General features: G+C 38.7%; 18 protein-coding genes. 16 read left to right on the plus strand and 2 right to left on the minus strand.

Features of this window, described 5'->3' with window-relative positions; translation table 11 throughout:
• The 9 genes from tssD (GJU39_RS23450) to GJU39_RS20510 all read left to right on the plus strand — a co-directional run.
• Positions 1-246: type VI secretion system tube protein TssD (gene tssD, locus GJU39_RS23450; protein ID WP_280790424.1), on the plus strand; the 246-nt coding region annotated here is incomplete at its 5' end.
• A 140-nt stretch (positions 247-386) separates the two neighbouring features.
• Positions 387-782 (plus strand): type VI secretion system tube protein TssD, encoded by a 396-nt coding sequence (gene tssD / locus GJU39_RS20475; protein WP_154282864.1) that lies wholly within the window; start codon positions 387-389, stop codon positions 780-782.
• Between the two features lie 294 nt (positions 783-1,076).
• Entirely contained in the window at positions 1,077-2,894 is a 1,818-nt protein-coding gene (locus tag GJU39_RS20480; protein WP_154282865.1) for a type VI secretion system Vgr family protein, read from the plus strand.
• Positions 2,895-2,912: 18 nt separating this feature from the next.
• Positions 2,913-4,196, plus strand: coding sequence for a tetratricopeptide repeat protein (locus tag GJU39_RS20485; protein ID WP_154282866.1), 1,284 nt, complete (start codon positions 2,913-2,915; stop codon positions 4,194-4,196).
• 71 nt (positions 4,197-4,267) lie between these two features.
• Entirely contained in the window at positions 4,268-8,839 is a 4,572-nt protein-coding gene (locus GJU39_RS20490; protein ID WP_154282867.1) for an RHS repeat-associated core domain-containing protein, read from the plus strand.
• Positions 8,840-8,848: 9 nt separating this feature from the next.
• Positions 8,849-9,367, plus strand: coding sequence for an SMI1/KNR4 family protein (locus GJU39_RS20495; RefSeq protein WP_154282868.1), 519 nt, complete (start codon positions 8,849-8,851; stop codon positions 9,365-9,367).
• A 190-nt stretch (positions 9,368-9,557) separates the two neighbouring features.
• Positions 9,558-10,082 carry a hypothetical protein gene (locus GJU39_RS20500; RefSeq protein WP_154282869.1) on the plus strand — a complete coding sequence of 175 codons (525 nt, stop codon included), beginning with the start codon at positions 9,558-9,560 and terminating at the stop codon, positions 10,080-10,082.
• A gap of 221 nt (positions 10,083-10,303) precedes the next feature.
• Entirely contained in the window at positions 10,304-11,095 is a 792-nt protein-coding gene (locus GJU39_RS20505; protein ID WP_154282870.1) for an immunity 22 family protein, read from the plus strand.
• Between the two features lie 285 nt (positions 11,096-11,380).
• Positions 11,381-12,856, plus strand: a complete 1,476-nt coding sequence (locus tag GJU39_RS20510; RefSeq protein WP_154282871.1) for a PAS domain S-box protein — start codon at positions 11,381-11,383, stop codon at positions 12,854-12,856.
• 95 nt (positions 12,857-12,951) lie between these two features.
• Here GJU39_RS20510 and GJU39_RS20515 read toward each other — a convergent pair whose 3' ends face one another.
• Complete coding sequence (locus GJU39_RS20515) at positions 12,952-13,098, minus strand: sigma factor-like helix-turn-helix DNA-binding protein (RefSeq protein WP_154282872.1); 147 nt, start codon at positions 13,096-13,098, stop codon at positions 12,952-12,954.
• 307 nt (positions 13,099-13,405) lie between these two features.
• On the opposite strand from GJU39_RS20515, the gene GJU39_RS20520 reads away from it, so the two are divergent.
• From GJU39_RS20520 to GJU39_RS20545, 6 genes are all read left to right on the plus strand, one after another.
• The gene (locus tag GJU39_RS20520) at positions 13,406-14,806 is read left to right on the plus strand and encodes a S41 family peptidase (protein WP_154282873.1); all 1,401 of its coding nucleotides are present in this window, start codon (positions 13,406-13,408) and stop codon (positions 14,804-14,806) included.
• Between the two features lie 75 nt (positions 14,807-14,881).
• A complete protein-coding gene (locus tag GJU39_RS20525; RefSeq protein ID WP_154282874.1) occupies positions 14,882-15,472 on the plus strand; it encodes an RNA polymerase sigma-70 factor in 591 nt (196 codons plus the stop codon).
• 226 nt (positions 15,473-15,698) lie between these two features.
• The gene (locus tag GJU39_RS24225; protein WP_154282875.1) at positions 15,699-16,724 is read left to right on the plus strand and encodes a FecR domain-containing protein; all 1,026 of its coding nucleotides are present in this window, start codon (positions 15,699-15,701) and stop codon (positions 16,722-16,724) included.
• A gap of 141 nt (positions 16,725-16,865) precedes the next feature.
• A complete protein-coding gene (locus GJU39_RS20535) occupies positions 16,866-20,147 on the plus strand; it encodes a TonB-dependent receptor domain-containing protein (protein ID WP_154282876.1) in 3,282 nt (1,093 codons plus the stop codon).
• 448 nt (positions 20,148-20,595) lie between these two features.
• On the plus strand, positions 20,596-21,897 hold the full coding sequence (locus GJU39_RS20540) for a hypothetical protein (RefSeq protein WP_154282877.1): 1,302 nt from the start codon (positions 20,596-20,598) through the stop codon (positions 21,895-21,897).
• A gap of 95 nt (positions 21,898-21,992) precedes the next feature.
• Positions 21,993-23,066 carry a hypothetical protein gene (locus GJU39_RS20545; RefSeq protein WP_154282878.1) on the plus strand — a complete coding sequence of 358 codons (1,074 nt, stop codon included), beginning with the start codon at positions 21,993-21,995 and terminating at the stop codon, positions 23,064-23,066.
• A 1,158-nt stretch (positions 23,067-24,224) separates the two neighbouring features.
• Here GJU39_RS20545 and GJU39_RS20550 read toward each other — a convergent pair.
• Positions 24,225-24,365, minus strand: a complete 141-nt coding sequence (locus GJU39_RS20550) for a cupin domain-containing protein (RefSeq protein WP_154282879.1) — start codon at positions 24,363-24,365, stop codon at positions 24,225-24,227.
• A 207-nt stretch (positions 24,366-24,572) separates the two neighbouring features.
• On the opposite strand from GJU39_RS20550, the gene GJU39_RS24340 reads away from it, so the two are divergent.
• The coding region (locus GJU39_RS24340) for a transposase (RefSeq protein WP_154281226.1) at positions 24,573-24,727 on the plus strand (155 nt) is incomplete at its 3' end.

Raw genomic sequence — 24,727 nt, forward strand, 5'->3', positions numbered from 1 at the left:
GACACCTCAATTATCGAAGCGATGGTAAATAACCAGTACAAACCCATTACCGGAACCCTTTTAATTAAGAAATCTGAGGAAGATGCCAAAATGAAAGAAGTCGATTTTGAAGATGGCTACATTGTAAAGTATTCTGAAGGAATCAACATTGTTGGTGATCACCCGATGACGCTTAAATTCCAGATTTCGGCCAGAAAGCTGAAACTCGGAAATGCGGAGCATCTAAACGATTGGCCTAAAGCGTAATCTCAGGTAGAGGGTAGAAAGGTTGATGGTAGAAGGGTTGGGTCATTAATGGCTAATCTGATCACCATGCTCTTCGCCCCACGCCAACCGCAAAACCCAACGTTTCAAAATTATTTATCTTTCAATTAAAACTTACAACAATGGCATTTAAAACCAGATTAACATTAGGTTCAAAGGAATTTGATGTATTACAGTGCAGCTTTTCATTAAACAGAGATGTAGATGCAAAAGGTCGTCCATCTTCGGGTGTATATGGTGGAACCATTAACATTGAAATCGAATCTACAGAAGACACTTCGGTAATCGAATCGATGGTAAATAACCAGTATAAACCACAAGGCGGAACAATTACCTTCAAAAAAGGCGAAGAAGATGCTAAAATGAAAGAATTAACCTTCGAAGACGGTTACATTGTTCAATATAGCGAAGGGATTGCTGTAAATGACAATACCCCAATGACGCTTACTTTCGTAGTTTCAGCAAGAAAACTGAAACTGGGTAATGCCGAACATGAAAATGATTGGCCAAAAGCTTAATTTTCAAAATATGATATGCTAAAAGTGACTGGTATAACCAGTCACTTTTAGCATTTATAATCTATCCGTTTATCAATCATGTAAGTCTAAATTAACACGCTTCTCATGTCCCTGTTAACCAGATATTGCATCCCTATTACACTTTTTTTTCAACTGTCATCAGTTAGATATTGGATTTTATATAGAATCTCACTTGCAAAGCGAAATGACTTGCATTTCATTTTACATGGGTAGATGGCACAGCATTGAGATTGAGGTTTCCTCATCATAGCTGCAACCAAGCTTGAAACAAATATGGAAAATAAACTCATCACCGAAATCAACATAGAAGATAAGGCAATCCTTCACTTCGCCAGCTTCAGCCTGCAGCAGGCCTTTAACAGTCACCATTATTTCGAATTGCGGTTTAACCACGATCAAATGGGGGCACCGGGTTTAATTAACCTGGATGAAAGTCGCGGTTTTGTAGGGAAAACCTTAACCGCATCATTTGGCTATTCGCAAGAGCAGCTTCAAAATTTTATGGGTTTGGTAACTAGGGTTGAGCTGGCACAAAGCCATGGCTATCATGGCGTATTAATCGTGAGTGGCTATAGTCCAACCATTTTAATAGACCGTGGCGAAGACCTGGGTTCTTACCTGGATAAAGATTTAAATACGATCGTAAAACTGGCTACTAATGAAACCCCGGCTAACGATTTAAAAATTGTTGCGAATGCCAGCCGGACTTCAAACATTGATTACCTTATTCAGTACAAGGAAAGCGATTGGGAATTTTTGAACCGTTTATCGGGCGAATACCACGAATGGCTTTATTATGATGGTCAGCAACTCAATTTCGGAAAGCCCGATCAGCAAAAAGATATCGCGCTGTTTTATGGCAGGGATGTACACAACCTGCAATATGCCATGGAGGTTTCGCCTATTAAAAATAAACGTTTTGCCTATAACCCCAAGCAGGATGAAATGCTGCAAAGTGAAAGCAGCGGCAAGGCAGATGGCAACCCTGACCTGGCCCATGCCATAAATGCGTCGAACCTGATGTATAGCAAAACTTTTAATCAGCCTTCGCTCATCAGGGTCGATAATAGTGGTGATATCAAAAGCCATGTAGACAACGAAGAGAAAGCACATATCAGTGAACTTTTAAAAGTAAATGCCAGTGGCGATAATTGTGAGCTCGGCATTGGCACCCTGGCGGAAATTACCATGAGCATCAGGCAGGAGGTTGCCTTTGCCACCGAAAGCCTTGGTCGTTTTTTAATTACCAGCATTACCCACAACCTCGATGGAACGGGGAAATACCACAACACTTTCGAAGGTGTGGTGGCTAATACCGAACGGATTCTGGTTAAAAATTATGAGAAGCCCAATCCAGATATGCAACTGGCCGACGTGATCGACAATGCCGATCCGCAGGGAAATGGCCGCATCAAAGTGAAATTTAAGTGGGAATGCAAAACCAATGATGTTACCGAATGGCTAAGGGTGATTACACCAGATGCCGGGAGCAGCGATAAAGTAAGCAAGAACAGGGGCTTTGTATTTATCCCGGAAATTGGCGACCAGGTAGCCATTAGTTTTGAAGAAGGAAATATTGCCCGGCCAATTGTGCTGGGTTCCGTTTTCCATGGCAAAAACGGATCTGGTGGAAGTGCAAGCAACAACAGCAAAAGCTTAACCTCTAAAAGCGGGCATACTTTAACGATGGATGACGGGGCAGGTATGATCATGAAAGATAAAGACAGTAATTTCATTGAACTTGATGGCGCTGGTAAGGCCGTTTTTGAAACCAAGGAATCTATCCATATAAAATGTGGTGAAAGCAGCATTTTTATGGACAAAACCGGAAAGATCATTATTAAAGGAAAAGACATTCTTACCATCGGAGAAAATATCGGCAATTCAGCTTCTACCAGTATAGGCATAGGTGTTGGGCCAGAAGATGGAACCCCTACATCAGGTATTGCGATTGAATCGCTGACTTTGGATATTGGCACTACAACTCTTTCCATGAGTGGTGAAACGGAAGCCAACCTTACATCAGAAAAAGTTAATGTGAGCGGCAAAAATGTAACCAATATCAGCAGTGGTACAATTAATCTAAACTAATTTCCATTTACCGCTAAAATGAACCCGATACAACTCGAACTTTTTAAAATAGACAAACAATGGCAACAGGTAATCAGAAAACATTCATCGGAGAATCTTTTTATTGGACTTGGTGAGCGGCATGAAGTGAACCTTTTCGAAGCATACTTTAAGTACCAGTTAACCGAAGAGAGTAAGACGAATGATATGTTTTTGCTCCATTACCAGGAATTTAAAAGTCCAGATGATTACGGCAAAAGTTTAGTTAAAGAATGGCAAGAGATCTTTCAACTATGGCAGAAAGATACTGGTGCAGGCATGATATGGGATGTGGATCAGGCTGATCGTTTAAAAAAATATGATACTGACGCTTACCTCCCCATTACGGCTTTGGCGCAATTGTGCAAGCTCTATCCGGAGTTAAAGTTTAAAAAAATTTATATACAACTGGCACCAACAACCATTCATAATATAGAAGCACTGTCTCAGTGGATTAACGAATGTAGCAGTTGCATTACTGCTCTGCAGCAAGATAATATCAAGCTGGTTTATACCGATCATCATGTGCACCGTACATTAAAAAAATTAAAGCAGGGAACAGAATTTAGACTCAATATTGATGTAAGCCAGCTAATGCAGAATGCTGCGGCACATAGTAACCGCGACAAAAGTGATCCTGAGTCCGATTACCAGCAACAGATATTAGTGGCCAGTAATTATTTAAGCAAAGGCAAACACGAACAGGCAAATGCGGTTTTGGAACGGGCCATTATGATTGCACAAAAGCAAGGACTACATGAGGCAGTGGTGGCTGCCAGGATTATGCTGGCCCAGAGTTTAGCCGTTAAAAATAAAAAAAATGAAGCCAGGCAGCAATATGAGCTGGCATTAGCACAGGCAGGAGAAAATACTTTGCTGAGTGCCCATATCCACATGAGCTATGGAAGCTTTTTGTTGGCACATTCTGGAAAGGATGAAGCCAAAAAATATTTTGAAAAAGCAGTTAAAATTGCGGAAATCATTCCAAACGATTTTATTGCAATGGAATGTACGCGTTTATTGGGGCAGCTTTCTGAGAATAAATTATCAGGTTCCGCTAAAGCAATGGAATATTACTTGAAATGCCTGGCCATTGCAAAAAAAATGCCTTTAGAGAAAAGGCGGCAAAGTTCAATGGCATATACAGCATTGATCATGCTGAAAAAATATGGGGAAGAAAGTCCTGAGGGCAGAAAACTGGATCTGGAAATGCAGGATGATTTTGGTGCGGACTGGAAGACTGCCGCAGACATACCAAAGAACCATGCCAACCCATTGTCGTAAATACTGCTGCGTTGAAACGATCGTACTTAAAAAGAAGATTAAGCCATCACCAGAGAAACAAAAATTGACGGATGAAAAAAATAAAAGCAAGTAAGCCGAATATGTCTACCGATAGGTCACTTAGCCTGTCTGCAAGTATCACCAAAGCAGAGCCAAAAGCAGTTGGCGGCGGTGGCAGTGTTGCTGCCGGGAGTAACCCACCTGCTGTAAAAAGTCCGTTAAAGCTTTTAAAGGCAAAAAAACCAGCCATGGTAAATACGGCCGTACAGCATGTAAGTAAACATTTTGATGTGGTGTTGGCCATCGATTTTCACTGGACAACCATCCCCATTCCGCCTTCTTTCGGGATCATTCCCTTGCCTTTACCACACCCTTTTATTGGAATGGTGTTCGATCCGATGGATTACCTTCGTTTTAATATTCCCGTACCAAAATTTGCACAGGGTTTAATTGGTATGGCCAGTATACCAATGGGCGGTTCAATTTTTGTACATGGCAGGCATAAAGCCACTACAACCACCAGTGTAATGGGTGTTTTGCTTCCATTCAGGCATATTACTTCTTTACCGGTTTATTTTATTGTAAACATAGCCGGCTCTCCACATGAAGGTGAAGTATATTGGGGCTCCACTACCGTTAAAGGTCAGGGTTCAGAAATGAGTGGCTCTAACCCAGGCCAGGTACTTACCTGCTGGTGCCCGCCAATGGGCTTGAAACCTTTGCCTACCGTACCAGGAAAACTAAAGAAAAACCCACTGGCTTACTTTGCCTTTTACAGTGATTTGCTAAGCATGTATGTGCAGATTAATACGGGTAAACCTGTATTAGTAGGCGGTGAATTTGCGCCCCATAATTATACTTTAGCAGAATATATAATGCGCTTTGCTGCAATCGGCATCATGCGGGGCTTAACTAAACTAGGCGGTGCTTTATCCAAAGCTGCCTTGAGGGGCGTTAATAAATTACTTGGTAAACTTTTTAAAAACAATCCAATCTCAAAAAAACTTTGCCACTGGGGTTTGGAGCCTGTTAACTTTGTTACTGGTGCCATGTTTTTTGAATGGACCGATTTTGAATTACCAGGTGGCCAAACATTGGCATGGAACAACGTATGGCGGAGTGATAAACCTTACGCGGGCATGTTAGGCAATCAGGTTTACAACAATTACGACCTTTATATTTATCCTGATCCGGATGCTGGAATTGTAGGTTTTAGTCACCCTGATGAAAATCTGGTCATGCCTTTACCTTACATTGAAGCTTACTCAGGCAGGCATTATGACCGTGCACAACAAATCTGGATGGAGCGGCCTGATGAACAAACCTGGTTGTTGACCATCAATCAGGACATTTACACGTACAAACTTTTTGCAGATGGGGCAGATGGCGATTTTTACCGGGTAATGCGGATTGATTACCATAGCGGCAACATTCTATCTTTTCAATATCAAAAGCAATTACTCCTGCGTGTAGTAGAAAATTCCGGTCGGGTGCTCGAAATGCAGCACAACGAAGCAGGCACGGCCATTACCGCAGTTTATTATCATTATAAAAATATTAGCGATCTTTTGGTCAGCTATGAATATGACGACCGTGGAAATATGGTTAAAGTCTATGATCAGGCAGGTAAGGCCATCAGCTTTGAGTACGATACGAACAACCGTGTGGTCAAAAGGGTTAACCGAAATGGAATGGCCTATTTTTGGCAATATGATACAACAGGGCGTGTGATTCATACCGAGGGTAAAGACGGTCTTATGAGTGGATCTGTAAATTATTTCCCTGAAGAAGGTTATAATGAAGTGTATTATCGCGATGGTAAAATAGAACGTTATTATTACGATGAAAACGACCTGGTTTACAAAAAAGTAGATGCCTTAGGTGGCGAAACCTGGTACGAGCACAACCGCTACAATGAAGAAACCATGGTAGCCAGCCCTGAGGGAAAGGTAGTAGGCTATGCACACGATGAACAGGGAAATATTACGACCTACCATACCCCAGATGGTGAGCAGTACCATTATAAATACGATGAAAACAATAACCTCATTCTTCGCAGTGACCCTGCAGGTTTAAATGAAACCTGGTTATACAATAACGAAAATCAGTTGCTTAAACATGTGCAGAAAGATGACAGGATTGTTGATTTCTTTTATAACGATGGGCAGAAATTACCTGCATACTGCATTGATCATGAAGGCTATGAAATCCGTTGGACCTACAATGACCTCAACCAGCTGGTTGAATCTGTTTCGGGCGAAGGCACCAGCAGAACCTGGCAGTATGATGATTATGGGAGAATTATAAGTTTTAGCCCTGATACCTATCAGCGTACTATCTGGGAAAGAGATGATATGGGGAGAATTGTAGCGGTAAAAGACTTTGGTGAAGAAGCGCTAAGCTTCAAATACGATGCCTACGATTTGCCCGTGTATGCAACTGATGGGAATGAAGAATGGCGCATGGACTACACGCCAATGGGTAGTCTTAAAACCCAGACCAGAAGTAGCTATCCATCCGGAAAAAATATTCAGACGCTTCATTTTACGTATGACAGATGGGAAAATTTAAAAGCCATTACCAATGAAAAAGGTGAGCAATATATTTTTTTAAGAGATGCCAATGATGACGTAGTGAAGGAAATTGGCTTTGATGGGCAGGAACAAGAATACATTCGCAATCAGGATGGGCAGGTGATTAAAACCATACAAGCCGATGGAAAGGCCATTTACCATAATTATGATTTAAGTGGCAGGCTGGTTTACAGCAGGTATGAAGATGGTACCTACGAAGCCTTTCAGTACAACAAACAAGGTTTGCTGATTGCTGCAGAAAATGAACTTTCATCAGTTAATTTTAACCGGAACCCTTTGGGACTGGTAACTCGTGAAACACAGGACGGGTACCACATCAACTATCAGTACGATGCCTTTAATAACCTTATTGGGTTAAAAAGCAGCTTGGGTGCACAGATTGATTATGATTACAATGCAGATGGCTATCTCAATGGCATTAGTGCCAAAGGTAATGTTGGTGAAGCATGGACAGCAGCCATTGGCCGAAATAAAAACGGACAGGAAACTAGCCGCAGTTTAAGCGGTGGCGTTAAGGCCACTTTCGATTATGACCATGAAGGGCAGCCCATTAGCCAGAAGGTAGAAGCCAGCCGTTCCATTACGGCATTTAAGCAATATGCCTGGGGCCCAAATGATAAGCTGAATAACTGCCTGAACAGCATTACCGGAGGTAACATAAATTACCGCTACGATGCCTTTGGCAGCTTATCATCAGCCACTTATAGCGATGACGGGCAAACGATTTATAAAAATCCGGATGCTACCGGGAACCTGTATAAAACAGCCGACCGAAGCGACAGGCGTTATGATAAGGGAGGCAAGTTGCTTAAAGATGACCAATGGTATTACCGTTATGATAGCAAAGGTAACCTGGTTCAAAAAAGTAAAAGAAACATTATCGGTTTGGCAAAGGCCGAAACCGTAGAAATAGAAAACCCCGGACTTTTTGATAAAAAACTGAACTGGGAAATGGCCAATCCCGATATGCCTAAAGCGCAAGCGCTTGATATATTGCCAGATGCTGCGCCCGATTTACCGGAATGGAAAACTGGCGACTGGGCCTATGCCTGGGCAGCCAACGGCATGATGAAAGCGGTTAAAAACCCACATGGCGAAATTATTTATTTTGAATATGATGCCCTGGGCAGAAGAAAGGCTAAAATTGTTAAGGACAGGATTTATCGTTATGTATGGGATGGTAATTTGCTGCTTCATGAATGGTATTATCCGTTAAGTGAAAGGCCTAACCTGGTGGTTAACGAAGATGGCCTGCTCCGTTATGATAAGCCAGAACCTTTAAACGAAGATTTAATTACCTGGGTATATGATCAAAATAAGTTTACCCCAAGTGCCAAAATCGTTAATGGCCAATATTATTCTATCATTAGCGATTACTTGGGTACACCTGTACAGGCTTTTGATCATGCCGGTAAAAAAGTTTGGGATGCTGAGCTTGATATTTATGGAAAAATACGTAAACTTAGCGGTGATCGGGATTTTGTGCCATTTAGGTATCAGGGACAATATGAGGATGTAGAAACGGGGCTGTATTATAACCGTTTTAGGTATTATGATCCTGAAAGTGGGAATTATGTGAGTAAAGATCCGATTGGATTAGAAGGTGGATCTGCACTCTATGGTTATGTGGGTGATACAAATAGATTACTTGATGTTTTTGGTTTATCAAAAACACCAACCAGAACATTACAGAAGAATTGGTTAAATCATGTAGGTTCTAAACACATCAATCCTGACATACATCATGGTTTTCCCGAAGAATTTGCAGATAAGTTTAAAGAAATTGGTGACATTGATGTAAATAATCCAAAATATTATTATAATCTTCCAAAAGAAAGTCACACCAAAAAGCCAGGGATACATACTAATAGCTCAAGAACTGGTCAAAATTGGAATAAAACATGGGATGGTATTTTAAAAAGCACAGAACAAATGAATTTGTCAAAACCTGAGGCTAAAATCTTTCTCGAAGGCAGATTAAGAGAGCTAGCTAGAAAAGAGAGAATAAGTAAATATAACGCAAACGCTGTTAAAGGAAAATGCATTTAAATTAATATTATGTTCGAAAAAAAGAATTCAGTTTTAATTTTTGAAGAATTTGATAGTAGGATAAATAAAATCAAAGATCTAAATAAGGTGCCTGTATCAGACCCGATATATTTAAAATTTTTATCAGAATACAAAGGGCTGGAAATCACACCTGACATAGAAATATTTGGCTATGAAGATGTTCTCAATGAAAATAAATATATTGAGAAAAATTATCCAGAACTATACGATAAGATTTGGATAATTGGACGAAGTGGACAGGGAGATGAATGGTTTATTAATATAGAAAAATCAACTATTTTGTTTTACGATCACAATAATGGAGAATATGAGTCTATTGACGAATTTCTAGATTTTAATATTGATTTTCTCGTATTTCTTCAGGCCGCTTTTTTGTTTCGGGAGCTTGAAGAACAACTAGATGATCATGAGGATAATTTGCCAATAGAGATTCAAGAATTATTCGTTAGTAGTTTAGAAAAGATTAGTGATGATTTCTATTTGAAATATCCTTATAAATACTTTTGATGTTCGATCGAAGGCCTAAGATTAGAATTACTTGATCAAAAACAATTTGATTATACTTTGAATAATAACAATACAGGAAGTTATCAGCTAAATATCAATTAGACTGTTTATAATATCATAGAAAGAATTAATTTTAGTATACAAGGTATCGCCATATAATAAAAAATTATTTTTTCAAATGCCAATTGTCATGAATCATATAAAATTTACTAATATCCTTATAGCGTGTAATTGGCGATTTGAAGAAAGTCAAGTGAAGATAAATACTGCTACAGCTCAAGATACTGTAAAGGAAAGACTGTCTAAAACTCCTAGGTCATTTCTTGAATTTGTAGAGTATTTTGATCTCCTTGCCAATGCTGAAGATAATATATGGTTTATTTCAATAAAAGATTATTTTAAAGATAATATTGGAGAGGGGCTTTCATGGAATGAATTTGAATTACAAAGCCTCGAATATTCAGATGGGCAGGAGAAAGAAGATGTAATCAAATTTTGGAACGACCATTTACCGTTCATGATGTCTGTTAAGAGCGATTATGCATTTGTTGCAATTGTTCTAAACGGAGAACATAAAGGTCAAATAGTTACAGGAAACGAACCAGAATATGAAGATACGGTCACATTGGCTAATTCATTAGGGGAGTTTTTTGAAAAATACATCTTGGTATTGAAAGGAGAATTAGAAGAGCCCGCTCTGAAGCTATTTATTTAATGTACACGCATCATTTTATTTTTATATCAAAAAGTACAGAATGGATGAATTTATTAAAAGCTGATGCGGAAATTTTCTTGAGGTAAGATTAAAAAACTTAGCAGATAAGAGAGTATAAGTAATGTCTAACTCAGCTATCAAAGGAAAGTATGGTATCTAGGTTTTTGAAAAATGTAGGAGATGTATGAAATTTTTTGCTTGTCTTTAATGTATAAAATGAAATGGCGGAATTACATATTTGGGTAGCAAATTTTGAATCAGAAGAAGCTTTTGAGAAATATTTTGATCAAGTATCCTATTTGAAAGCTTGGTCAATTTATGATAATGAACCGCCAACGGGAAAAGAAGAGGATGATCAAGAGCCTGATCCAGAAATCAGGTGTCAATTTTGTAAAGAAATAGGTATAGACACTTACGATGAAGATTTTATTGTGCTGAAATATTACCATAAGCGCCAGCAGATCAATGATGTATTAAATGATGTGCCGGGAAATACATCAGCGTTTTTAAAATTATATGAGGAGAACAGTATCGATAGTATTAATGTTTTAATTGCTTATGAAAACCATGATTTAAATCAAGAATCAGCATCTAAAACCGAAAAACTAATATACCTCGGAGCAATACCGGGCTTGTCGGATAATGATGATAAAGCAAATCTAAACACACATTACCTATGGTTAGGAAAAGATGAAACATCATCATCAATTCTCGAATCTTTAAACGACGACAAACAATTGTCAAAAGATAAAATCGCCGAAATTTTAGGTATTGACAGACAGATTATCAAAGAGGTTAACTTCTACTATACTGAAAATAAAGAAAACGTTGATGAAATAATAATGACCCAAGTAGAGGATTATAATATTGCCGAACAAATGATATTAAAGGTAGATGAGTTAGGTGTCAATTCAACTACGAATCTGATGCTGGATTTGATAGTTAGTCAATACCTTAAATTTGAAGAAAATAAACATAATCTGGTTTATATTGGAAGTTTTTCAGAAGAATAAATAATTGAAATCATGATAGATCAGAAAATAATCAATTATCTAGAATAAAATGAAGAATTCAAACGATTACCGGCGTATCAAGAAAATTTTAAAAAGGTACTATTAGTATATGGAGATGATCTGAAACACTTTAGAAATTAATTTATTTTAAAGAAAAATTGCCATTTGGTGGATCGGTAACAGATAAATGTAATTTGGCGAAGGTGGCTGGTAGATACAACGAGAGCCAGCTTAAAATGATACCTTTATTTATTAAAAAAAATCGTTACGATATTATTAACGCTAATGGCAACTACAAATTTTAGAAATAGGCTGCAGCTTCCGGTTGAGGAATTAGTGGATTTCGTGGAGAACGCCTCTATTCCCTTGCACTGGGTGGATAAAAATGGAATTATTATATGGGCGAATCAGGCAGAGCTTGATGCCTTGGGCTATGTCCAGGAAGAATACGTGGGTTTGCCGATCAGCAACTTCCATGCTGATGAGCCTGTCATCAATGATATCCTCGCCCGATTGACCAATAATGAAACGCTAGTGAATTACCAGGCGAGACTCAAATGCAAGGATGGCTCGATAAAACATGTGCTGATCAATTCAAATGTATTCAGAAAGGACAATGAGTTCATTCATACCCGCTGTTTTACGCGTGATATTTCTGATATGGTGCATGAGGCACAGCGAAAGGAAGAACTTTTGCGGCGCCTGGAGGAAAGCGAGGAAAAGTTGAAGATGTCCAGGGACATTATTGCTTCCTCTTACGATGCGATCATCAGCAAGGATCTGAACAACATTGTCACAAGTTGGAACCGCTCGGCTGAAAGGACGTTTGGCTATACTGCAGAAGAAATGAACGGAAAGCCCCTGGCTATTCTATTGCCTGTTGACCGACTGGACGAAGAGCAGGAAATATATAACAGGTTGAGGGCGGGAGAAGTTGTGCAACATTTTGAGACCCAGCGGGTAACTAAGGATAGGAGGACCCTGGACGTTTCCTTGTCTATTTCTCCTATCAGGGATAAAAGCGGGGAACTCATTGGCCTTTCAAAAATCGTTAGGGATATTACCGAAAAAAAACAGGAGGAAAAACGAAAAAGTGCGTTTGTTAGTTTTGTGAGTCATGAGCTTAAAACACCACTGACCTCAATTTTGGGATTTGTACAGCTAATGCTCTCCAGGGCGAGGTCAGCAGGCAATGTGTTTGATATTTCGGCGCTAAGCAAGACAGAATCTCAGGCCAAACGGATGGCAACCATTGTGCATGACTTCCTGAGCGTTGACAGACTAGAAGCAGGTAATCTGGGACTATCGAAAACGGTCTTTTCATTTGATGGGCTGGCAAATGAGATTGTAGATGAAATGGTGGTTTTATCTCCCAAACATCATATCACGTATAGCTCGTGCGGAAATGTCAACGTTCTTGCAGACCGCGAGAAGATAGGGCAGGTGTTGAGCAATCTGATTACCAATGCAGTAAAGTATTCTCCTAAAGATAGTTCGGTTTCAGTCCGGTGTGAAATCGCAGGATGCTCACTAAGTGTAGAAGTGGCAGATAACGGGATCGGCATCAGTGAGAAGGATCAAGTGCATTTATTCGATAGGTATTACCGGGTTGAACATGAATTTTCCCAATCGGTATCCGGTTTTGGCATCGGCCTATATCTTGTTTCGGAAATCTTGCGCCTCCATGGAACTAAAATCGATCTTAAAAGTGCTTTAGGCGTGGGATCGAAATTCTCGTTCAGCCTTCCCTTGGCTAAATAAAGCGTCTTGTATGTACCTAACCAATGTTAAAACGGCTATCTTTTATACGCTTTGAGCTATTTTGGGAGGATTTGTCTTGCGATACGGATGCGTGTTTAGACCGTACCGATCGGAATGTTCATTTCCCGGACGATCTCTTCGTATTTATGGCCCTCAAAATATTTAACGAACGGCACGCGGTATTTAGGTTCCAGTATTGGTATGACCGGATATTTTGGAAACACTTTCAATTGGTACACCATTCAACAGCGTAACGGTAGTGGCAAAGGTGTGGCGGGGAAACATGCGAGGTCAGTTTCTTTTTTATTCCGCACAGCAAGCAACCTCTTTTAAATATTCATTCATCTTCTGACTGCCTGGAACGGGGAGGAGCGACCCTTGTAATTGCCCTTTAAACGGGGTTTGCCCACCAATCAAAAGGAAACAGGATTAGCCACGAGGTATTCCCGGAATAAACAATTCTTAACCATAAAAGAACAATAACGGATTGATATTTAATCATGAGTTAACAATAGCAGTCTTAGTTTTGATACTAAATTCAGAAAGATAATGTCAAAACGCTCAAACCCTTTAAAAAGATCCGTTTATTACTGCATCTGTGTGATTACGCTGTTTTTTATACTTCCTTCCTGCAAAAAAGCTGAGAGAAAGCCCGATTACCCTGTAGGAAGTAATGAAAATATCAACACCTGGATACTTGATAGCCTTAAGCGTTATTATTACTGGAATGAACAGTTACCTTCCAATCCGAATATCAGTGTTTCACCAAAAGATTTTTTTACTTCCCTTCGTAATCCATCTGATCGGTTCTCTTCCCTCAATTTGCCTGGCGATGCCACCACTACCACACCAAGCAACAGAAATTTCGGGTTTGATTATACAACTGTAAGCGACCAGAACAGCACCAAAGTTATTGGAATTATAAAAATGGTTTTAAAAGATTCCCCAGCTTCGAGGGCGGGTTTAACGCGCGGAGATTACATCAGCAAAATAAACGGCAAAACGTTAACATTGACCAATAGCCAGGCTTTACAAGATGAAATATTAAACAGTGACAGCTTTTCGATGGGCCTGGCAGAACTGAAGAATAATATCTGGACAGATACACGCACCATTGAAATTGCTAAAGGTATAATCGTCGATCAAAAAGAAATTAGCAGGGTGATAGCAAGCGATGGAAAAAAAATCGGTTACCTGTATTTTATAGATTTTAATGTCGGTCTCGCAAGCTCCCTTCTCCCGGTTTTTAGCAATTTTAAAGCACAGGGTATCTCCGATCTGATCCTCGATCTCCGTTATAATGCAGGAGGGCAGGTAGCAGAAGCGGCAGGAATTTGCACAATGATCCCTCAAAACGTATCTTACAATCAACCTTTTATTGTTTATAAAGGCAATAAAAATGGTGCAACCAAAACAGAATCTATCGGCATTGCCGCTACTTTTGATCGCACGGCAAATTTTAATACGCTCCTTCAACAAAACCTTGGTCTCAACCGGGTCTATGTACTATCAACAGCAGCTACAGCATCGGCTGCCGAAGTCATGATTAATAACCTCAAACCTTTTATTCAAGTGATCCAGGTTGGTGAAAAAACAAGGGGTAAAGACGAAGCTTCATTCAGAATATTTGATGCGAGGAATCCTAAACAGGTTAATTGGGAAATGCACCCCATTGTTTATAAGTTATTTAATGCACAGGGAAATGGAGCATACAGCACAGGGATTAGCCCTGATGTGGTGGTGAATGAACTGAGCACTTTACCATTATTGCCAATGGGCGATCCGGAAGATCCTTTGGTGAAAATAGCCATTTCAAAAATTACAGGAAAAGCCGGTAAAACCAGTATTGGCATAAATAAAGTCCTTTCCGGAGGTTTTCAGCCTGGAAATATTTTAATGGATTCCCGCATGCAGGCAACCCAAAACAGCACGGTTATTACACATCAGTAAGATAAAGAAAAAGGTTTCATTGTGTTAACATTAACTTTAAACACGACAGCTAACTTGCCCTCATAACCGCTACTCATGGAAAAGTTGGAAAGCTTTAAAAATGTAAAACTCCTGAATGATGTCAGAAATGGCGATTCAGTTGCTTTTAATGAAATCTACCACAAATACCGTCAAAAAATATATGGTTATGCGCATCACTTTACCCGATGCAGAGAAGCGGCTGAAGAACTTACGCAGGATACTTTTGTAAGGCTTTGGGAAAACAGGGCTAAAATAGATCCGGAAAGAAATTTCGATGCTTTTCTTTATACCCTTATTCGCAATAATTTCCTTACAACGCTACGTAAAAAAGCAAGAGAAAAAGCTTACAGCCATGAAAATTTAAAACAAGAGCAGTCTTTTAATGCCATTGAAGATGAACTGAATGCCAAAGAATCTGAACGCCTTGCAAAAGATGCGATCGAAACCTTCTCTCCACAGGTAAAAAAAATATACCTGATGAGCAGACATGACCACCATACACACGAAGAAATAGCACAGCTGATGGGGATTTCAAAAAACACCGTCAACAATCACCTCAAAAAATCGCTGGGCGTTATGCGCAAATATTTTAGAACCTATTCTCCGGAAACCATATTATCATTAATCGCACTTATTTGTTGCTAATCCTTGCTTTAGCCATTTACTAGAGATGTAATGCCCTTTAAGGGCATTTTTGTTTTACAATATTAAATATCTGGTAAGCATTCCATATTAAATCAGGAGATAAAAATAAAACACTGATAAACAGCTGTTTGCATTTTATTTCAAAATAAATTCAATTCGGTATAGCTGTATCTAAAGTTTCGGGCATATATACCATAGTGCACCGCATTAAGAACTACGATTAAAAGTGAAACAAGAAAACATTAAAATATTATTTGAGCGCTATCTAACAGGTAAAACAACTCAGCAGGAAGAAAAAATCCTGATGGATTACCTGGCAGATGATGCAAATGAAGACAGCGAATTTCATGCGGTGATGGAAAATGCATGGAAAAAACAAGCTGAAAAAACCGATTATTCTACAGAAGCTAATCAAGGGCTGGCCAAAATCTGGGATAAAATTGAAGCACAACAGAAAAGAAGCAGTTGGCTATCTCCTATATTAAAATATGCTGCTGCCATTGCGGTAATCATTTCTGCTACATTGGGTTGGTATACCTACCAAAAGGCACAAAAGCCGGCACGAAACGCCATCACTCTTTTAACAAAAATGACCTTAAAGGGTGAAAAAGTTAAACTGGTATTACCTGATAGTTCGGTGGTATACCTCAGCGCCGGAAGTAAGCTGGTTTGGCCTTCTCATTTTATTAAGGGGAGCTTAAGGAATATCAAACTGGAAGGAGAAGCTTTTTTCGAAGTAAAACGTGATCCCTCCAGTCCTTTTATTGTACACAGCGGAACCATGCAGACGCAGGTTTTGGGCACCTCTTTTAATATTTATGCCTACCCTAAAGACCATACCTTTAGCGTAGCGGTACGAACCGGAAAAGTAAAGGTATCTGCAAACAGCAAAGGGAAATTAAAACAACTCTCGCTGCTTACCCCTGGTATGAAACTCTTATACCATTTAAAAGAGCAAAATTATAGTGTGGGTACTGCAGGCATTGCCGATGTAAATGCATGGGTTAAAAACAGTTTTGTTTTTAAAGATGCCACCCTCCCGAATATACTGCTATCCTTAGAGCGATATTATAATGTAAATATTGAATTAAAGAGCAACAAACTTTCACAATGCAGGTTCAATGCTACTTTTTCTAACAAAAGCATTAACCATGTAATGGAAGAAATTCACATTATGAGTGGAAAACACATTCAATATAAAATAGACACTGTTACTAAAAAAATTACCGTATGGGGGGAGGAATGCCAATGATGGGTTAGCTACTTTATGGCGCAACAAAAAATGCGCAAACATGACCGGATGATACCTATGAAAACAAAATTAAATCCCTTAACATAAACAAGGAGCCGGATTGCTCGAACAACCCAGCTCCTCAACAAAAGTTTTTAACCCGTGAGAATTAAAAAACATCTTGAACCTATTCAAATAGGATTTTACGAAAATATAAAAAAGTATTTTATCAATCTGAATTACCGGCAAGGATTCGCTACGCTACTGCTCTTTACCTTTGTATTTAACCAGGTAACGGCAAAAAATTTAACTCAGACAGCAGCAGCAGCAGGCAATTTAAGTCTTAAAATAACCGAATCAAGTATTCCGGAAGCGCTTAACGTACTGGAAAAAAAATCTGGCTTTTCGATCAATTACAATAAGTCAATCTTTGGCCAGAACGCTAAAATAAACCTCGAGGTAAAAAACATGCCCTTCGAGCCTATCCTTAAAAAAATACTTTCGGGTACAAGAACAGCTTACCGCTTTGCAGATGCCAATACCATATTGCTTTATAAACTTCCGGATCCGGTAAAGCCTGGCCAGATATCCGGAAAAATATCCGATGAAAAAGGAGAGACCCTTCCGGGTGCTTCGGTTAAGATTATTGAAACGGGTAAAGCTACCCAAACAGCAAGCGACGGAAGTTATAGTTTAAGTGCAGCACCAGGAAGTTATACCTTAGAAATCAGTTACATTTCTTTTGCTACCCAACGCATTAGCGAAGTCATTGTAAAGGCCGATCAAAACACGCCGCTGAACATTTCCTTAAAACCTGACACGAAGGGTTTACAAGAAGTTGTGGTAACCGCCAGCTATAAAAAAGCATCAGTTGAAGGTTTATTAACCCGACAAAAAAATGCATCGGAGATTAGTAATGGAATCAGTGCCGAACAAATTTCGAGAACACCAGACCGAAACATTGGCGAAAGTTTAAAACGCATTAGTGGGGTGAGCACTATTGACAATAAGTTTGTCATTGTGCGCGGAATCGGCGAACGTTACAATTCGGCTCAATTAGATGGTGTGACCCTCCCAAGTACCGAAGCACAGACCCGTAACTTCTCTTTCGATCTAATTCCTTCCAATCTCGTTGATAATGTGGTCGTAAGTAAAACGGTTACTCCAGATATGAATACAAGTTTTGGTGGTGGGTTGATCCAGATCAATACCAAAGATATACCCACTGAGAACTTCATCAGTTTTACCGCAGGTACTGCTTACAACGACCAAAGTACAGGTAAGGATTTTTTAAGCCACAAGAGAGGCAAATATGATTATTTAGGCTTTGATGATGGCAGAAGGGATTATCCAGAAGGTTTAGAACATACCGTTAAAACCGTTGCTCCCAACAACACACTTACTGAGGCAGATTATGAAAAAAAAGTAACTGATCAGAGCAAGAGATTTACGCAGGATAATGTGAGCGTTTATAAATATAAAACTGCTCCGTCGCAAAATTATCAGTTCACGATAGGGCGTTCAATAAGTTTAGATACCGCTAAAAGTAATAAATTCGGTTTTACCGGCTCGCTGAGTTACCGCAATACACAAAATATCAATATCATCGAAAATCAGAACAGAAGTGATTGGAATCTGGCATATCCTAATAACAATGGAGCGTCGTACAACTTTAACACCACACTAGGAGGAATCTTGAATTTCGGTTTACAATTGGGTAAAAACAGGTTTAGCTTCCGCAATACTTATACTCACCTGTACGACAATAGTATGGTAAGGATTACTGGCTTTAATAAGGACGAAAGCAATTTCAAACTTCCACCAAACCGTATCCAGGAAACAGAAGATCCAACATACACCAACCTGCTCCAAAATAAATTGAGTGGACAACATCAGTTAGGAACAATAAAACTAGAATGGGATATTGCCCGTACCAATATCAACAGGGAAGAAAAAGATCTGGTAATTGCTTCTAGTTTTCCAAAACTTATTGGGAATGAATACCAATATTTTTATGGTTACAATCTTTCTACTCAAATAGAAGTGATGCCCATGTCGCGGCACCATTATCAAAATGAAGAAGGGCATTATTCCTGGAACCTATCGGCTACAATCCCTTTTAAATTTAAAGAAATACGTAACAGTCTAAAAACAGGATATTTCGGCAACCGTAAAAAGGCCGACTTCAATTGGCAGATCGCCTCTTTTTCAGGCAGCAACAGGCTTGCAGACAGTTTAAAGTATATTCCCGTTGGCGAAATGATAAATCCCGCAAACATTGGCTTCGATAAATACTTCTATTCTGTTAATCCGTACTTTTTAGATAATTACGAAGGCAAAAGCAATACACATGCCGGATACATTATGTTAGACAACCGTTTACGGGATAACTTGCGTTTGGTATGGGGGCTGCGTGCAGAATATTACCTGTATAAAGAAATTAAAAACGGCTATAGCAATGCTCAGTCGCAAACTGTTTTCGATCTAAAACCCGACCGTAAATGGCAATGGTTACCTTCTGCCAATCTTACCTATAGTCCGGTTAACTCAATTAATATCAGGGCTGCAATATCAAGCAGTGTAATCCGTCCAGAATTGCTGGATAACAGTCGTTTTTTTAGATACAGTCCCTATTTAGACGGACAGTTTGGCAATCAAGGATTATATAGTACACGTATTGATAGCTATGATTTTAAAACAGAGTGGTTTCCTGGCCTTGGAGAAATTATTTCGATAGGTGGATATTATAAATATTTTGATAAACCCGCTGAAATTACGGTAAATACAACCAGTGGTAATTTTACCTATTACACTAAAAGCGCTGATTGGGCTAAAGTTTATGGATTAGAATTCGAATTACGTAAAAATCTCGGCTTTATTAGCGATATAGCGGTTGCAAACAGGTTTGTGGCATATGGGAACATAACCCTACAAAAATCTGAGGTAAGAAGCACTTACTTAATCGCAGATCCTTTAAATCCATCTGGCCCGAATATCCAGGCACCTATCAATCAAAAACGTGCGATGTATGGACAGGCACCTTACCAGCTTAATGCAGGTCTTCAATATACCGACAACCACTTCAGTTTTAATATTGCATACAATAAATCTGCTTTTAAAACCTATATCGTAAGTGATAAACCTGTTGATATTGAATACGAGAAACCACGCGACCAGATAGATGCCCAGCTTGCCTATAGATTTTTGAAAAACAAACTTGAAATAAAATTTAACGCGGCCAACCTGTTAAACAGGGCTTCAGTTTTTTACCGTAATACTGCCAGCTATGAAGCTAATCCAGAATATGTGGCTGGAAAAAGTGATGAAAGTGATTTTATGCGGTTAAAACCAGGTTTTAGTAATAACTACGATGAAGGAGACCAGATCATATTTAAACAAAAATTTGGCCGCACCTATAGTACCTCTATTACCTATAATTTTTAAATTAATGCGAATAGTAAATATGGTTAAACATTTTAAAAGGAAAGGAGGAGCAATTGTTTCCTAAAGGACAAAAAAACGAAAGGTTGTACTAGAACCTTCCGTTTATACCGATAATTTCTTGTGGAAGTCGGTGCAATCCAGGAATAACCCTGAAATCTATCTGATCATACTGTTAAAACCCAAGGGGCATTAACAGGCTGTTCTTAGTTAATTCGACATGAAATGCTAAGATAAAAAAAATCATCCCATTTGGATATAAACACGCTTTTATTTTCTATAAAAAAAAGAAAAATTGCCTGTACATCTAAATGATTGTAAAAAATCATCCTAAAACGTGGATCCTAAAATAGGTCCTATGAAAAACGAAACCATCATGATTATTCCTTTATCATTAAATGAGATAAACAAATCATGGTTGCTTCATCAACGTTGAAAAAAATTAAAAACCATGAAAAATTTTAAGAAATTAATCGGTCTTTTATCCGTTGTTGCTGTTTCCTTTACAGCTTGTAAAAAAAATGAAGGTGGTTCAGCCTCATTTAATAACCGCAGCACTTCAGCAGCAGATTATTCACAATCATCATTGCCAGTAGTTGGCGTTAGCGGAGACATTACCGGCTCTGTTACCTGGACAGCAGGAAATGTTTATGAATTGAGTGGTGTGGTAACCGTTAGAAATGGTGCAACTTTAACCATTGAAGCAGGTACTTATATTAAATCGAGTGTAAATATAGCAGGTGTACAAAATGGTGTATTGGTTATTGCAAAAGATGGCAATATTAACGCTGTAGGTACCGAATCAAATCCTATAGTATTTACTAGTCGCAACTTATTAGATGGCAACGCAAGCACAACAGGAACTCCTGGCGATTTTGGTGGTGTAATTATTTTAGGTAATGCAAGAATAAATGTTGGTGATAAACTGATTGAAGGTTTAGCTGATCAGCCTCAATTTCACTATGGGGGAACAAATGATGGTGATAACCGTGGTACTTTTCAGTATGTACGTATTGAATATGCTGGTTTCCAATTGGCACCAAACGTTGAGGTTAATGGTTTAACTTTAGGTGGTGTAGGTAATGGCACTACAATCGATCACGTTCAGGTTTCTTATGGCCTTGACGATGGATTTGAATTCTTTGGCGGAACAGTTAGCCCGAGTAATTTAGTTGCTTTAGCATCTGATGATGATCAGTTTGATTTTGACAACGGTTTTACAGGCGTATTGGCAGATGCAGTAGCAATTGCTGATAAAAATTCTACGCATAGCACCAGTGGTGGCAATAGCGATTCAAATGGTATCGAATCTGATAACAATGCCCCTGCAGAAGATGCTTCTTTTAGCTTAACTCCAAAAACCCATCCTGTTTTAGTTAACGTAAGCATTTTCGGAACTGAAAACACCAGCAGCATAGCAGGTTTAGGTTACCGTAATGGTATCCGTGAGCGCAGAGGTTCTGAAGTTGAATTGGCAAATGTAATCGTATCTGGTTACAATACAGGCATCGCATTTGATGCAGATGCTCCTGCTGGTCCTTCAATAATTACAAACACTTCTGTTCATGGTTTCGCTAATTCAGTAACTGTTGCATCAGGTAGCTTTAGTGATGGTGGTGGCAATTCATTTACTGTTAATGCCTCAAATGCAGATTCATTTGGAGTTAGTCAGCCATGGTACAACACACCAGGTTCTCCATCTACAGTTACGCTGCCAAGCTGGGCGAATAGCTGGACAAAACTTGTATTCTAATTTTTTTCTCTCTTAATGAAGGAGGCTATACCTAAGGGTATAGTCTCTTTATGATCAAACAGCACAATGCTGCCTTAATGACAATTATCCACAATATGAAACTAAAAATTTTTACCTTATCATTTCTTTCTGCTATTATTTTGCTAGGCTTATCCTGTCGCAAGCCAGAACTTCTTGAGCCAGAACAACCTAAAGTTATTCAGTTTACAGTAACAGGCAGCACCACGGTTGATTTAGAATACCTTTACAGAGATAGTATTATTGCCACAACAAAAGCCGGTACCGGTGAAATTAATGTAAAAACGCTACTTTCGGTAAATGATCAGAATGCCGTACTGCAGGTCAGAAAAAAAGGAAGTACAGAAATTGTTTTGAGCAAGGCAGTTATGCCTGCTCCTTTCAATCAAAACATCATCATTTATTATGATGGTACCAAAGTATATGATCAGGCCATTTCTTTACTAATTAAGGGTTATGCCTTAACCGGAGAGCTTGAATTTTTATTGGATGGAAATATCATCCTTTCTAAAAGCGGAGCGGTAGATAACCGATCTTCTGTTTTAATCAATAACGGTACTACAAGAGAAATTCAGATTAGAAAAAAAGGCGAAACGGTTGTTTTATTTACAAAAAAAATAGAACCAGGCAACCCACAGCAAAATATCCAGTTCTTTTTTGATGGTACAAAGATAGCCGATAATGTAAAGCTCGATCCACCTGCAAACCCGGCAAATATGATGATTAGTGCCAAATTTGAAACCAAATACCCTGCACAATTTAAAAATGTTGATGTGGATATTGTTTTCTATGCCAACAATCAAACCACAAAGGTAGTTACAAAAATTACACCTGAAATCAGATTTACACTATCTAAAGACGGTAGTTTTAACAAAATCGAACTTCCTCCTTTGCCAGGCCCTAATTATATATACAGTTTTGATATCTTTGAAAAAGGCACCAATACAGTACCATACTCTAGTTTAACTACACCATTAATTACTTCCGGATTTCCTTTTGTTGCGAATAACGGTCGTTTTGGAATACTTAATTTTGAGGCAGGTAAATCTAAATTGTTCATCATAAGAGATAAAAACAATTTAATAACCACTACGCCAAGAGGCACTGCCCTGTCTGGAGAGTTGACGGATTTATCTCAGTATTTTCAATAAGATTAATTCAGTTTGTGTATAAATGGGGAGCCAGAGCGGTAATCCCCATTTTTTATTTAAATGAGGTCAGAAATTAGAAAAGCTTACTAAAACACTTGCTAAGTTATTTTGCAGGTTTCATTACAATCCATCGGTTACGCATGCAGCCGTAGCATCGATAGCGTTTTATAGGCAACCAAAATAAAATTATTTTCATAAACATAGTCCGCGGAATCCTTTCAAGATCTGAGCTATCGCCTTTTCCGCAAGGGCATAATTTTGATAGATTAGCTTCACTATTAAGTTGGCTGTTTATTGTCATAAAATAAAAAATTCAAAAAGATCATGAGAGAAGAAGAATAAAGTTGTGTAATAAAGATACGGAACCTATATTAACTAAGTGTAAAGCCAGGATTTAGCTTTTTACATCCCTTATAATTTAGCGATTTCACCCTGCTACTTGTTTGCTCCTGAACCCATTGTCCAAAAATATCTTGCATTGATGTCGGTTTCCGTTTTGTGGTGGACAGAAATGGCTATGAAGATTTTTGGCATGATGAAAGCCTAAAGAATGTTTAAAAAAAATAGAATTCTTATGGAGCAAGCTTGTCCGGCAAGCCGAAGGTAGGATTATAATCTTGTCAAGGGCTGGGCGCCGCCTGGGCAGAAACATGCAATGATTAGAGAGGTGTTCAAAGATGGTCTCACATTTAAGAATGGGATGTTTAGAACACCTTCTATTAATCGAAACTTAAATTGTAACAAACTGTTAATAAAGCAAATAGGGTTGCTCGAAATCGAGCAACCCTATGAGTATGAGAAGTCATTCTCCTTATGCGGAGAGTGGGAGGAACTGAACCCAGTCTTTAAATCTCGCTCTATATGATTTAAAAAACACTTTTGATAATTGACTCACCGAATCACTCACCTGTACTTTCTTAACTGCAAATGCTATTCAATAAAGATAGAAATTTTATAATTAAAAGTAGACTTAATCAACGATGTTAATAGCAACACACTTGGCTACTGGTTATACAATCTAGTAACCATATTCTCGATAGAACCGAAGGCAGTCGAACCTTTCGGTTTATGTGTTTGTAAATCAGTTTAATCTAGCTCTATTTATGCCTTAAGGCACCAAAAACTCATCTTTATTTTTTAAATGCAAAAGCTTTGAACTCAATGAACCTCTTCACCGATATCCGTTCCTGGAGGCAAATTCATCAGCACAACCTGAAGGTGCTTGCCTGTATAAATTACTTTTCTAAAGTTTGTATTTTCAAGCGTTTCGCTTTCAATACTGCTTTTGAATCCTTTCATTTTATCCTGATATTAGGTTTAAAGAAATGGCCCTGAAAGGCCGTTTTAGTGCTTGTGTAGTGAAAAAGATTATGAAGACATAAGGACATCTTTTCTTTCCTTAATTCTTCCTTGCTGATTCTCCTGAGGCAAACCTTCTGGAGTTGCTACATTTGACTGGAGGAATTTAGTTGTCAGATTTAACTAGAAACTTTTAAATTTGATTATATGAGCAAACGAGTATTTGATGATTCCTTCAAAAAAATGGCTATAGATTTATCTAATAGCCGAGGATCGGTGAAAGAGGTTGCAGATGAGCTTGGAATAAACGATAGCCTTCTGAGTAAATGGAGACAGCGTGAGTCGGAGCCCAAACAGAGTCC

This window comes from Pedobacter petrophilus (assembly GCF_009674725.1).
In the GTDB taxonomy this organism is placed as follows: Bacteria; Bacteroidota; Bacteroidia; order Sphingobacteriales; family Sphingobacteriaceae; genus Pedobacter; species Pedobacter petrophilus.